This is a genomic window from Streptomyces sp. NBC_00647, assembly GCF_045207245.1.
GTDB lineage: Bacteria > Actinomycetota > Actinomycetes > Streptomycetales > Streptomycetaceae > Streptomyces.
Genome location: NZ_CP109040.1, coordinates 9,425,880 through 9,437,792, shown reverse-complemented (window position 1 = coordinate 9,437,792; position 11,913 = coordinate 9,425,880). Strand labels below are relative to the sequence as shown.

The following is an 11,913-nucleotide window of genomic DNA, read 5'->3' as shown; positions in this document are numbered from 1 at the left end:
GGGTGGCCCCGGACGAGCGCCCCCGCCGCCTGAGGCATCATCCGCCGGCTCGCGACCGGCCGACGGCACCGCGGCACCGCCGGCCGGTCGCGCGACGATCCGTCTACGACTTGGTCGGCTCCGCCTGCTGTACGACCTCGAAGGACCACAACGTGGACCCGCTCGCCGCCGGCTTGGGACGCTCGGCACCCTGCGCGTCACCGCCCTGGTGGGCGGCCTTCATCGGGCCCTCCATCCAGGCCTGGAAGGACTCCTCGTCACGCCACCGGGTGTAGACGAGATAGCTGTCGGTGCCCTCGACGGGGCGGAGGAGCTCGAACCACTCGAACCCGTCGGAACCCTCCACCGCGTGGGCGCGGGAAGCGAAGCGCTTCTCCAGCGTCTCCCGCTGTTCGGCGGGCACGGTCAGTACGTTGATCTTGACTACGCTCATGACCCCATCCTGCCGCACGACCGTGGGCGGAAGGCCCATGGACCGCCCCGCGCCGGGCTCGGGACGGCTCGAGCGGCCCGTCGATCAGGCACGCAGCCAGACGCGCAGCGGGCCGATGGGCTCGAAGCCATGGCGAACCGCCGCCGCGAGGGCCTCGCCGTGCTCGTACCCGACCACCGGCAGCAGCGGGAACAGCGAGTGCACCGCCTCCAGGACGACCGGCCATGCCGTGTCGGGGCCGCCGTCGAGCGCGAAGACATTGGAGATTCCGACCACTCGGCCGCTGCGACTCGCCGTCGCGCCGGCGACGACCCGGCCGTGCGCGGACCGCCCGGCCAGCACGAACGTGGCCGGGTCGTCGAGCAGTTCGGGCCGGAAGAGGTCCGCACCGCCGTCTCCGTCGTCCCAGGCGTGCGCCCAGGCACGCAGAGCGTCCGGTCCGGTCACGACGTCCCAGACGAGCTCCGGGGCGGTGGCGGGCGCGATCGCCGGACGGTGGATCCACTGTGCCTCGAACAGCACCTGGAATCCCGCTCCCGTCAGATCGAGATCGGCGAAGCTGTCCTTGACGGACGCCCCGGGCGCGATGTCGATCCGGGCCGCCAGCGCGGTGGGGTCGGCGCCCGGGACCAACGTGACCGCGTCCGGGTAGTACCGCGGAGTGCGGGTCGGGGAAGCCCAGGCCTGCGGCCCGAATCGGCCCACCGAGCCGTGCGTCCGGCTCATCGCCGCGCACCATTCCGCGTTGTTGGACGCTGCGGCCAGGACCAGGGACTGCTTCGTCGTATCCACGGGTGTGGATCATGGCGCGTCCCGGCCGGGCCTGTCGAACGGTTTCCTGATGGCCGCCCCCGGGTGGTCTCCAGGGGCGGGGCGCCGCGCACGGCGCCCCCGCCCTGTGGAGTAGCGCCCCTGCCCCGCGGCCTTCCGTCAGCCGGCGGCGAGGAGCTGAAGCGTGTCGATCACACGGTTGGAGAAGCCCCACTCGTTGTCGTACCAGGCGACCACCTTGATGTGGCGGCCGTCGACGCGCGTCAGGGCGGAGTCGAAGATCGACGAAGCCGGGTTGCCCGTGATGTCGGACGACACGAGCGCGTCGTCCGAGTACTCGAGCACGCCGGCGAGCGGCCCCTCGGCCGCGGCGCGGTAGGCCTCCAGGACCTCGTCACGCGTCACGTCGCGGGCCACGGTGGTGTTGAGCTCGACGATCGAGCCCACCGGGACGGGCACGCGGATCGAGTCGCCCGAGAGCTTGCCCTCGAGGTTCGGCAGCACCAGGCCGATCGCCTTGGCGGCGCCGGTCGTCGTCGGCACGATGTTGACCGCGGCGGCACGGGCACGGCGGGCGTCGCGGTGCGGGCCGTCCTGCAGGTTCTGCTCCTGCGTGTAGGCGTGCACGGTCGTCATGAAGCCGTGCTCGATGCCGGCGAGTTCGTCGAGCACCGCGGCCAGGGGCGCGAGCGCGTTGGTGGTGCACGACGCGTTCGAGATGATCGTGTGCACGTCCGGGTCGTAGGCGTCGTTGTTGACACCGAACGCGAGCGTCACGTCGGCGCCCTCCGCCGGCGCGCTGACGAGGACCTTCTTCGCACCCGCGTCGAGGTGGGCTCCGGCCGCCTTGGCCGAGGTGAAACGGCCGGTCGCCTCCAGCACGACGTCGACGCCGAGCTCGGCCCAGGGCAACTGGCCCGGTTCACGCTCGGCCAGCACCTTGATGCGCCTTCCGTCGACCACGAGGGTGTCGCCGTCGACGGTCACCGGGCGACCGAGCCGGCCGGAGGTCGAGTCGTAGGCGAGCAGCCGCGCGAGCGTGGCGGGCTCCGTCAGGTCATTGACCGCGACGACTTCCAGGTCGGTGTCGCGTTCGAGCAGGGCGCGCAGCACGTTGCGTCCGATGCGGCCGAATCCATTGATGGCGATACGAGTCATGAGTGGTGTCCCTTCGGTTCCCTCCCAGGTTCGCTCGCGGCATCGGGCCGTGACAGCGGCGAGATCGCCATGGTCCGCAAGGATCGCGCCACCCGCCCGCGGACTACTCGCCCTGGGTGAAGGTGCGCCGGTACTCGCTCGGGGAGGTGCCGAGGATCTTGTGGAAATGCAGTCGCAGATTGGCGCCGGTACCGAGACCGACGCCCGCGGCGATCTGCTCGACACTCCATTGCGAACGCTCGAGGAGCTCGCGGGCCATGTCGATGCGGGCTCGCATGACCCATTGCATCGGTGTGTATCCCGTGTCGTCGGCGAAGCGCCGCGAGAAGGTGCGGGGCGACACCGCCGCGTGCTGGGCGAGCACCTCGAGAGAAAGGGGTTCGCCGAGCCGGTGCAGCGCCCATTCGCGGGTCGCGGCGAAGCGCTCGCCGAGCGGTTCGGGAACGCTGCGCGGCACATACTGCGCCTGACCGCCGCTGCGGTAGGGGGCCGCGACAAGGCGGCGGGCCGCATGATTCGACGCGGCCACCCCGAGGTCGCCCCGCAGAATATGGAGGCACAGGTCGATGCCCGACGCGGCGCCGGCCGAGGTGAGCACGCTTCCCTCGTCGATGAAGAGGACGTTCTCGTCGACCTTGACGAGCGGATGCTTCGCCGCGAGCGCCCGCGTGTAGTGCCAGTGGGTCGTGGCGCGCTTTCCGTCGAGCAGCCCCGTCGCCGCGAGCGCGAAGGCGCCCGTCGAGATGGCGGCGAGCCGTGCGCCCCGTTCGTGGGCGTCGATCAGCGCGTCGACGACGGCGCGCGGCGGGTCCTCACGGTCCGGTGAGCGGTAGCCGGGGACGAAGACGATGTCGGCCCAGGCGAGTTGTTCGAGTCCGTGGGCGACGTGGTACGACAGGCCGTCGCCGCCTGTCACGAGACCGGGTTCCGCGCCGCACACCCGTACCTCGTACGGCATGCTCGCGCGGGTCGTGAACACCTGCGCGGCGATGCCGACATCGAGCGGTTTCGCCCCCTCGAGCACGAGAACGGCGACGTGATGCAAGGGGGAGGCTGCCACGGTGAAGAGGGTACGTGGGCCTCCTCGTCCATGGCTTTCGATGGGTCTCGCGTCGACTCCTCCACCACCGGATGGAGTGGCGCCCGATGCGACACGATCGCCCGGATTGCCCCCTCTCGCTCCGACATGTGATGACCCGTCACGGGAATCGGCGAGGGGCCTCACCTCCGGCCGGGGCGGTCTCGGAGCCCATGACCCGGGCCCGGGCAGGACCCGGCCGCGGGGAGCGGTCCCTCCCGCCGGCGGAGCTACCGCCATCCGCGGAGCCGTGATACCGCTTCGGTAACCCCCTTCACAGGAGCCTCACACGTCGTGCGAGGATGCGGCTCCGGTATCGAATACCGGCGTAGAGGGGAACACCATTGAAATCAAGGAAACTGAGCCGTAAGCGGCAGCGCGCGACCATAGTCGGGGCGGCGGCCGCGTCGGTCGTCGCCGGTGCGGCTCTGCTGCCCAACTGGTCCGCGGGCGCGGCGAATGTCGCCGCCGACCCCAAGGTGGACGCGTCGACGAAGGCCACCTTCCAGCGGCTGGCGGACGCGGTCTTCACCGACCGTACCGACGCCCTGGTGGACAACGACGAGAGCAAGCGGAAGGCGTCCCGGTTCTCCGGCGACGTGCGGCTGTCCTCCACCCAGACGCACGCCGAGAAGGCCGCGCTGTCGCAGCTGGAGAGCCGCAAGGCCCGCCTGGCGTCGCTCGGCGAGAAGTACAGCGCGGCCAACACGACTGTGTCGCTGGACCGTACGCAGCTGAAGGGCCGTCACGCCAAGGTCACCGTCACCGAGACGACGACGCTGACCTACGACGAGGCCAAGGGCACCGAGCCGAAGACCACCGGCTTCGTGGCGCACCACGAGCTGACGTTCAAGGCCGACCGCAAGGGCGACTGGCAGCTCACGGGCGTCCGTGACACCGACGACGGGGTCGCGGTCAACCAGGTCGCCACCACACCGCTCGTCGCCACGCCGATGACCGGCGACACCGCCCCGCCCTCGGCGACGCGCTCCGCGACCACGCGGCCCGCGCCGTCGAAGCCGAAGAACTTCTCGGCCACCGGTTACGACTACAAGGCCATGGCGGCGTACGCGGCCAAGTACTGGAAGAACTACAACCCGGCCTACCCCGACTTCAACGGGGAGGGCGCCGGCGGCGACTGCACCAACTTCGTCAGCCAGTCCCTGAAGGCCGGCGGCTGGAAGCACGTTCCCGGCTACACGAACGACTTCCACAAGTGGTTCGGCAACGCCGACATCCAGTCGGACTCGTTCGTCGGCGTCAACGAGTTCTCGTGGTTCGCCCTGTCGTCCAAGCGGGTCACCAGCCTCGCCAACGTCTATCAGGCGGACGTCGGTGACGTGCTCCAGATGGACTTCAACAAGGACGGGTCCAAGGACCACACCATGATCGTCACGTACCGCAGCCCGCAGGGTGTGCCGTATGTGTCGTACCACTCGACCAACACCTACAACAGGTCGCTGGCGAGCATCATCGCGTCGTACCCGAACGCGGCGTACTACGCCTACCGCACCTGAGCGGTCGCGTTCCGGGGCGGGAGTCGGCACCATGTGCCGACTCCCGCCTTTTCGTTGCGCGGGGCGCCGTGCCGGGTCCCCGGCACGCGGCGGGCCGGTCAGAGCCAGGTGGTCCCCAGCTGGACGGCCGCCGCGGCGGCCAGGAGCAGGGCGATGTTGAGCCCGATCAGCCGGGCCTCGCCGCGAGAGACGTGGACGGCGATTCCGCCGACCTGTAGGAGGACGAGGCCCGCCGCCGCGGCGACGGCGAGCCAGGGCGCGATCCCGGTGAGCGGTGGCAGGATCAGGCCTGCCGCGCCGAGGACCTCCAGTGTCCCGATGAGTCTGACGAGCGGCATGGGAACGCGATCGACCCACCCCATCATGGGCTGGAGGCGCTCCTGGCTCTGCAGGACCTTCTTGCCTCCGGCGTAGACGTAGAACACCGCCAGCAGCGCTGCGACGATCCAGTAGGCGACGTCCATAGCGACCCCTCGCACAATAGTTACCGGGCGTAAGTTGCCTCATGATGTGTCACGGTCGGGAGGCTTACAAAAGGCACATGGATGTGCGCTACCCACAGGGAGTTGTCATGTCGCAGTACGAGCACACGTGCATGATCCGCGGGGACGGCGGTCAGACGATCCGCGCCGTGCTCGACCGCATCTGCGACAAGTGGACGCTGCTGATCGTGACGACCCTCGAGCGGGGACACCTGCGTTTCACCGACCTGCAGCGGCAGATACCCGGCATCTCGCAGCGGATGCTGACGCTGACCCTGCGGAACCTGGAGCGCGACGGCCTGGTGTCCCGGACGGCCTACGCGGAGGTCCCACCACGCGTCGAGTACGCGCTGACCCCGACCGGACAGAGCCTCATACCCCCGGCGCTCGCGCTCGCCGGCTGGGCGATCGAACACATCGCGGAGATCGAGGCCAGCAGGGCCGCGTACGAGCAACGGACCGGCTGACGGCTCTCTCCGGCCCCGCACGGCGGATACTGGGGGGATGGGATTCGTGGTCTTCATGACGTTGCCGGGGCTGGTCATACTTCTGACCGCGGTGGCCTTCGCCGACCAGCTGGTGCTGCGTGCGGGGCGAGCCGGACTGCTCCCCTGGCGGAACAGCGTCCGGCACGGGCAGATATCGGCGACCGGCTTCGAGCAGCTGCACGCGAGCTTCTCGCCGGGCAAGCAGAGCGAGTTGAAGGAGCGGCAGTCGGCGCTCATCCTGCGGGACGACGAGGAGGACGGAGCACCGCCGAACCGGACCGTGGTGGATCTGGACGGCGGAACGGCGGTCGTCCGCCTGCCTCAGCGCGGCCGGTGACCCGACGCTCAGGTCCGCCCGCCGGGGACCCACTCCCCACCCGGCGAGGAGTTCGCTCGTCGCCCGGCGGTGCGGCGGGCTCGACGGCACTTCGGCGCGGAGCGCGCCGGCCGCAGGTCGTCGATCCACCGCGATACCGCCGCCCGGCGGAACGGCGACACGGGCTCCTCCTGTCAGGGGCCCCTGGAGGGTGACCGCCGGCGGCGCCACGCCTGCGGGCGCGTTCGGGACGTCCCGCGGCACGCTCCCTAGGATGCCCCTCATGCCTGATGTCGCGCCTCGCGCCGAGCCGTTCACTCCGCGGACCGCCCCGGCCGCCCTCGACGACCTCCGCTCACGACTGCGCGGGACGCGCTGGCCCGACGCCCCCGAGGACGCCGGATGGTCACTCGGGACCGACCTCGACTACCTCCGCGAGCTCGTCGCCTACTGGGCCGACGGGTTCGACTGGCCGGCGCGGGAGGCGGCGCTCGCCCGGCTCCCGCGGTACCGCGTCCGGCTCGGCGGTCTCGGGATCCACTTCGTGCACGCCCGGGCCGTCGCACCGGCCGGGCCCGTCCTGCCGCTGGTGCTCAGCCACGGCTGGCCGGACTCGTTCTGGCGCTACACGAAGGTGATCCCGCTGCTGGCGGATCCCGGCGCGCACGGAGGCGATCCCGCCGACGCGTTCGACGTGATCGTGCCCGACCTGCCGGGCTTCGGATACTCCGACCGCCCCACGGGCCGGCCACTCGACTCCATCGCCGTCGCCGGTCTGTGGGCCGAGCTCATGGACGTCCTCGGATACGAGCGGTTCGGCGCGGCCGGCGGTGATCTCGGCAGCCATGTGAGCCGCTATCTCGCGCTCGACCACCCGCACCGCGTCGTGGCCGTCCACCGCATGGACGGTGGTCTGCCCGTCTTCACCGGAGATCCCGCCGACCTCACACCGGAGGAGCGGGACTGGATGGAGCGCGCCGCGGCCTGGGGCGGCACCGAGGGCGCGTACGCCGCCATGCACCGCACGAAGCCCCAGACCGCAGCCGTGGGGCTCACCGACTCACCGGCCGGCCTCGCGGCCTGGATCGTCGAGAAGCTCCGGGCGTGGAGCGACTGCGACGGCGACATCGAACGGTCCTTCACGAAGGACGAGATCCTCACGAACGTGACGCTCTACTGGCTCACGGAGACGATCGGTTCGTCCATGCGCATGTACCGCGCGAACGGCGCGATCGCGCCCGCGCAGCTCGCCCGCCGTGTCGAGGTGCCGTCCGGCTTCTCGATCTTCCGCGGCGACGTGGTCCGCCCGCCGCGGGCGTGGCTCGAGCGCACGACGAACCTCGCGCGCGTCACCGAGCCGCCGCGCGGCGGCCACTTCGCCCCCTTCGAGGAGCCCGAGCTCTACGCGGAGGAACTGCGCGCGTTCTTCCGCCCCTACCGGGCGTCGGTGACGGGCTGAGGAAGGGGCTTCGCCCCGGCGGGGTCGGACGGCGGGACGGCATCACAGCGACCGTGGAGGGCCGGTCGGCGCGTCCAGGCGTTCCGTCGGCCCGCCGAACGGCAGGACGAGCGTGCGCGTCGCCATGAGCCAGACGCCGTCGACCCTGCGGAAGGTGTCCTCGTAGTGACCGATGTTCGCGGGCAGCCGCGGCGGAACCAACGTGCCCTCGGTGTGACCGTCGACCCGGTAAGTGGTGAAGTAGGTCGTCGCCGCGGCCGTGTCCGGCGAGTCCACGGTGACCAGGATGTTCGTGCACATCCGCCGGGACAGCCGGTCCACCGGCCGCGAACCGAAGTAGGCCCGCAGTGCCTCCCGGCCTTCGATCCGTCGCCCGTCGTACGGCCATTCCCAGACGCCGTCCGGTGTGAAGAGGTCGCACACCGTACTCGGATCACCCAGGTCGAGCCGACGAACCAGCTCCAGGACCAGCCGCTCACAGGCACGTTCGGCGAGGAGAAGATCCAGAGGGTCGAGATCGCGCGTTGTCATCTCCACTTCCTACCAACCCGGCCGGGGCGCCCACCACTTGATTCTACGCGGCGACGAGAGAAGCTGATCACTCCACAGCGGGATATGCGATTGCGGGCGCACGCGGCGACCCGGCAGGGTTCACGGCACCGTCGGCTCTGACGGACCCGCTTGCGAAGGAGGCTCTTCCGTGACGGCCGTTCCCGTGCGTCGGCTGGCTCTGCTGGGGGGTGGCTTCTCCATCGACGACGACGGACTGCTGGACGCATGGGTCCTTGGCAGAGCGAGGGCTTCACGCCCCAGGGTGTGCTTCGTGCCCACGGCCAGTGGAGATGCCGCCGGCTACGTCGAGCGGTTTCTCGCGGCGTTCGCGCCACGCGCCTGTGAGCCCAGTGTCCTGCCGCTGTTCCGGAGGGAGCTCGACGACGACGCGCTGCGAGCGTTCCTGCTCTCCCAAGACGTCGTCTACGTAGGCGGCGGCAACACCGCGAACCTGCTCGCGGTCTGGCGTGTGCACGGTGTGGACCGGCTGCTGTGCGAGGCCTACGACCGCGGAACGCTGCTCTGCGGTATCAGCGCCGGTGCCAACTGCTGGGCCGCGGGCTCCCACACCGACTCCTTCGGACCGCTGACGTCTCTGCCCGACGGGCTGGGCCTCCTGTCCGGGTCGGTCTGCCCGCACTACGACACCGAGCCGGGCCGCCGCCCCTCCTACCGGGCAGCCGTGGCAACCGGTGGACTCCCGGCCGGGTGGGCTCTGGAGGACGGTGTCGGCGCCCTGTTCACGGACGGCGTTCTGACCGAAGCGGTGACCCGCACGCCACGGGCCCACCTCTACAGGGTCGAGCCGGACGGGCTCAGCGCCGCCCGGGAGCGAGCGCTGCCGTGTCGCCTCCTCACGGAAGGGAAATAGTCCGGGCCGTCACCTCGCGGATGCCGCCGGGCAGTCGCGGGACGGGCCGGTGAAGAACAGGGCTGAAGGACTGGGCTCCCCTCTCACACCCGGATCAGCCGACCAGGGACCGCGCGACACGGAAGCCGACGTCGTCCACCGTGAAGGTGGGGTGGCTGCGGCGCCTTACGGAAGCTCGGCAGCTCCAGTGTTCGTCGAACCAGCCACCGCCGCGTAGCACCCGGTAGCTGCCGTAGATCTCGGGGTCGTAGATGTCCCAGCACCACTCCCACACGTTGCCCAACATGTCGTACAGGCCCCACGAGTTGGGCCGTTTGCCGCCCACCTCGTGCATCCGCTCGCCGGAGTTGCCCCGATGCCAGGCGATCTCGTCGAGAGGGCCGTAACGCGGTCCGGTCGTGCCGGCCCGGCAGGCGTTCTCCCACTCCGCCTCGCCGGGCAGCCGGTATCCGTCGGCCGACGCGTCGCGTTCGATGTCCTCGTCGTCCGCCCCGAGACGGTAGACGGGCCTCAGTCCCTCGCGTCGGGACAGGGCGTTGCAGAACCGCACCGCGTCCCACCAGGAGACGCCCTCGACGGGCAACCGGTCCCCACGCCCGCCGCTCGGACACAGGCCGGTGACCTCCGCGTACAGCCCCTGGGTGACCGGGTGCTCCCCGATGGCGTACGGCGCGAACTCCACCGTCCAACTGCGCTGTGTCCGCCGGTCCGACAGGGTGACCCGCCCCGCCGGGATCGCGATCATCTCGTGCTCCGTGCCCGTATCCATGAGCGGACGATCCTACCGGCGCGTGTCCGCGACGGCGTCGTACGCCTTCGTGGTGCGCGCCCACCTCACCGCACGGTCGGCGGGCAGAGGGAGAGCGACGACGGGTGGGTGTGGGCCGCCGCCAGCAGGTGGGCCGCGCCGCGGACAGCCGCGGTGTGGGGGGCCGGGGCGGGTCTGACGGGAGCGTGCAGGTGCTGGGTGAGGCGGTAGGTGATGTCGGGGCGAAGGGCCCCTCCGCCTGCCAGGAGCGCTCCTCGGTGCACGGCGTCGAGGGTCTGGGTGGTGTGGTCCTGCTCCAGCATGGTGGTGACCATGGCGACGACGGCGTCGGCGATCCGCGTGGACGGGGTGAGGCCGTCCAGATCACTGGTGCCCAGAGCGGTGCGGCGGGCATCGGTGACCGTGCCGTCGGTGAGGAGGACGACCTCGGTGACGTGGGCCCCGAGGTCCACGACGAGCAGGGGCGTGCTCAGGTCGGCGCCGGCGGCGGCCGCGACGGCCCGTGCGGCCGGGACGGTCAGCACCGTGCGCGGTCGCAGGCTCTCGACCGCGAGGCGGGCCTCGGCGCGGAACGCGATTCCGCCGAGGACGGGTGTGGTGAGGATGAGGAGGGGGCGGCCCGTGCGGGGCAGGCGGTGGGTGAGCAGACGGTCGAGCATCCGGGCCGTTCCGGGGGTGTCGACGATCGTGCCCCGCTGGACGGGGTGTGCGGCGCCGCCGCCGGAGAAGGTCACCGTCGGCACGTCGAGGATCGCTCCCCGGCCGGACATCCAGGCGCGGGTGCGGGAGCTGCCGAGGTCCAGCGCGATGCCGGTGCAGTGCCGGCACCGGGGCCAGGGCCGGTGCCGTCCGGGGAGGGGTGTCGTGGTCACCGTCCGGCCTCCCTGACCCGCCGGCAGCGCCCGCAGTATCGGGCTTGCGGCACGATGGTCAGAAGTTCCCGGTCGACGGGCTCGCGGCACAGGTGGCAGGCGCCGTAGCGGCCCTCGTCCATGCGCTGGAGAGCCGCTTCGACGTCGGCGAGAACCATGCGGGCGGAGGCCGCGAGTTTCACGCGGACCTCGATCCGGGAGGCGGTCTGCCGGGTCGGCAGCGCCTCGGTGGCGTTCGTGGCGGCGGCCGCGAGCTGCTGGAGCTGCTCCTGCCGGAACAGGCGTTGCTCGTGGAGGTTCTCGCGGAGCGCGGCGAGGTCCTCGATCGACAGGGTCGTACGGCGGTCGCCGATGATCTGATGGGTCACCACTTCACCCCTCGGGCAGGGCGGGAAACGGACACGGCCGGACGGGACGCGCAGGACGGACGGCCGCTCGTCAGGCGGTGTCGCGCCGGCACGGGACGCAGAAACGTGTGTACGGCAGGATCTCCAGGCGCTCGACCGGGATGGACGTCGCACAGGCCTGGCAGAATCCGTAACTGCCGTCCTGGATACGGCCGGAGGCGGCGTCGATCTCGCCGAGGACACGCTCGATGACGTCTTTCTGCGCCGACATGACCTGCTCCTCCGCGTCCTCGCCGGCCTCGTCGATGGCCCGCAGTTGCGTCAGCCGGGAATTGCGTTCGTGTTCGAGACGCTGACGTGCCTCGTGCGCCGTCAGGAGCTCAGTTCGGTGGGGTCCGGTCCGGGGCGTGTCGAGCGACATGGTGGGTCCTTCCTGCAACACGGAGAGTGACGTACGGCACGACGTGACGGGGCCGGGGTCCCGTGCGGAGCACGGCTCCGCGACACGGTGGCGGTGCGATGCCTTCACCCTCGCCGATGCGCGGCGCGAAACCCATCGGGCGCAGTACCCATCTGCGGCCCGCCTCCGAAGCACCCGTGCACGCCGAGGACCAGCAGGTACGAAGTCCGGACAGCCCTCGCGGCGGGGCCGGGCCCGGGTGCGGAAATGGGCATGGGACCCCATCGACGGACGGAGCCGGACCCAGGCAGGCTGGGCAGCAGGCCGGTCGAGACAAACGGCCGCAGCTCATGCTCCGGGTGCGCGGTGACCGACAGTAGAGAAGAAGCCGCGCACACGA

The 11,913-nt window shown here is 71.1% G+C and carries 15 protein-coding genes; 5 read left to right on the top strand and 10 right to left on the bottom strand.

Annotated features, from left to right (window positions below):
- Nucleotides 1-103 precede the first annotated feature (103 nt).
- The 4 genes from OG788_RS41450 to OG788_RS41435 all read right to left on the bottom strand — a co-directional run bounded on the left by OG788_RS41450 (nt 104) and on the right by OG788_RS41435 (nt 3,422).
- The gene (locus tag OG788_RS41450; RefSeq protein ID WP_351553592.1) at nt 104-433 is read right to left on the bottom strand and encodes an antibiotic biosynthesis monooxygenase; all 330 of its coding nucleotides are present in this window, start codon (nt 431-433) and stop codon (nt 104-106) included.
- 84 nt (nt 434-517) lie between these two features.
- Nucleotides 518-1,225 (bottom strand): hypothetical protein, encoded by a 708-nt coding sequence (locus tag OG788_RS41445; RefSeq protein WP_406376070.1) that lies wholly within the window; start codon nt 1,223-1,225, stop codon nt 518-520.
- Nucleotides 1,226-1,363: 138 nt separating this feature from the next.
- Nucleotides 1,364-2,362, bottom strand: a complete 999-nt coding sequence (gap, locus tag OG788_RS41440; RefSeq protein WP_351553584.1) for a type I glyceraldehyde-3-phosphate dehydrogenase — start codon at nt 2,360-2,362, stop codon at nt 1,364-1,366.
- Between the two features lie 103 nt (nt 2,363-2,465).
- Nucleotides 2,466-3,422, bottom strand: a complete 957-nt coding sequence (locus OG788_RS41435) for a helix-turn-helix domain-containing protein (RefSeq protein ID WP_351553581.1) — start codon at nt 3,420-3,422, stop codon at nt 2,466-2,468.
- Between the two features lie 362 nt (nt 3,423-3,784).
- Here OG788_RS41435 and OG788_RS41430 point away from each other — a divergent pair, with 362 nt between their 5' ends.
- Nucleotides 3,785-4,957 (top strand): amidase domain-containing protein, encoded by a 1,173-nt coding sequence (locus OG788_RS41430; protein WP_406376069.1) that lies wholly within the window; start codon nt 3,785-3,787, stop codon nt 4,955-4,957.
- Nucleotides 4,958-5,055: 98 nt separating this feature from the next.
- On the opposite strand, the gene OG788_RS41425 is transcribed toward OG788_RS41430, so the two are convergent.
- Nucleotides 5,056-5,421, bottom strand: coding sequence for a DoxX family protein (locus OG788_RS41425; RefSeq protein ID WP_406376068.1), 366 nt, complete (start codon nt 5,419-5,421; stop codon nt 5,056-5,058).
- Between the two features lie 107 nt (nt 5,422-5,528).
- Between OG788_RS41425 and OG788_RS41420 the strand changes: the two genes are divergently transcribed.
- The 3 genes from OG788_RS41420 to OG788_RS41410 all read left to right on the top strand — a co-directional run bounded on the left by OG788_RS41420 (nt 5,529) and on the right by OG788_RS41410 (nt 7,702).
- Nucleotides 5,529-5,906 (top strand): winged helix-turn-helix transcriptional regulator, encoded by a 378-nt coding sequence (locus OG788_RS41420; protein ID WP_406376067.1) that lies wholly within the window; start codon nt 5,529-5,531, stop codon nt 5,904-5,906.
- Between the two features lie 37 nt (nt 5,907-5,943).
- Nucleotides 5,944-6,264 carry a DUF6191 domain-containing protein gene (locus tag OG788_RS41415; RefSeq protein WP_406376066.1) on the top strand — a complete coding sequence of 107 codons (321 nt, stop codon included), beginning with the start codon at nt 5,944-5,946 and terminating at the stop codon, nt 6,262-6,264.
- A 262-nt stretch (nt 6,265-6,526) separates the two neighbouring features.
- On the top strand, nt 6,527-7,702 hold the full coding sequence (locus OG788_RS41410) for an epoxide hydrolase family protein (RefSeq protein ID WP_406376065.1): 1,176 nt from the start codon (nt 6,527-6,529) through the stop codon (nt 7,700-7,702).
- A gap of 42 nt (nt 7,703-7,744) precedes the next feature.
- Here OG788_RS41410 and OG788_RS41405 read toward each other — a convergent pair whose 3' ends face one another.
- A complete protein-coding gene (locus OG788_RS41405; RefSeq protein ID WP_406376064.1) occupies nt 7,745-8,233 on the bottom strand; it encodes a nuclear transport factor 2 family protein in 489 nt (162 codons plus the stop codon).
- A 169-nt stretch (nt 8,234-8,402) separates the two neighbouring features.
- Between OG788_RS41405 and OG788_RS41400 the strand changes: the two genes are divergently transcribed.
- A complete protein-coding gene (locus OG788_RS41400; RefSeq protein WP_406376063.1) occupies nt 8,403-9,125 on the top strand; it encodes a Type 1 glutamine amidotransferase-like domain-containing protein in 723 nt (240 codons plus the stop codon).
- Between the two features lie 94 nt (nt 9,126-9,219).
- Here the strand turns inward: OG788_RS41400 and OG788_RS41395 are convergent, their stop codons facing one another.
- The 4 genes from OG788_RS41395 to OG788_RS41380 form a co-directional block, all read right to left on the bottom strand.
- Entirely contained in the window at nt 9,220-9,894 is a 675-nt protein-coding gene (locus tag OG788_RS41395) for a formylglycine-generating enzyme family protein (RefSeq protein WP_406376062.1), read from the bottom strand.
- Nucleotides 9,895-9,959: 65 nt separating this feature from the next.
- Complete coding sequence (locus OG788_RS41390) at nt 9,960-10,766, bottom strand: rod shape-determining protein (protein ID WP_406376061.1); 807 nt, start codon at nt 10,764-10,766, stop codon at nt 9,960-9,962.
- Nucleotides 10,763-11,137, bottom strand: coding sequence for a TraR/DksA family transcriptional regulator (locus OG788_RS41385; RefSeq protein WP_406376060.1), 375 nt, complete (start codon nt 11,135-11,137; stop codon nt 10,763-10,765). The genes OG788_RS41390 and OG788_RS41385 overlap by 4 nt, the downstream gene beginning before the upstream one ends.
- 67 nt (nt 11,138-11,204) lie before the next feature.
- On the bottom strand, nt 11,205-11,534 hold the full coding sequence (locus OG788_RS41380; protein ID WP_351553551.1) for a TraR/DksA C4-type zinc finger protein: 330 nt from the start codon (nt 11,532-11,534) through the stop codon (nt 11,205-11,207).
- Nucleotides 11,535-11,913: the final 379 nt, after the last annotated feature.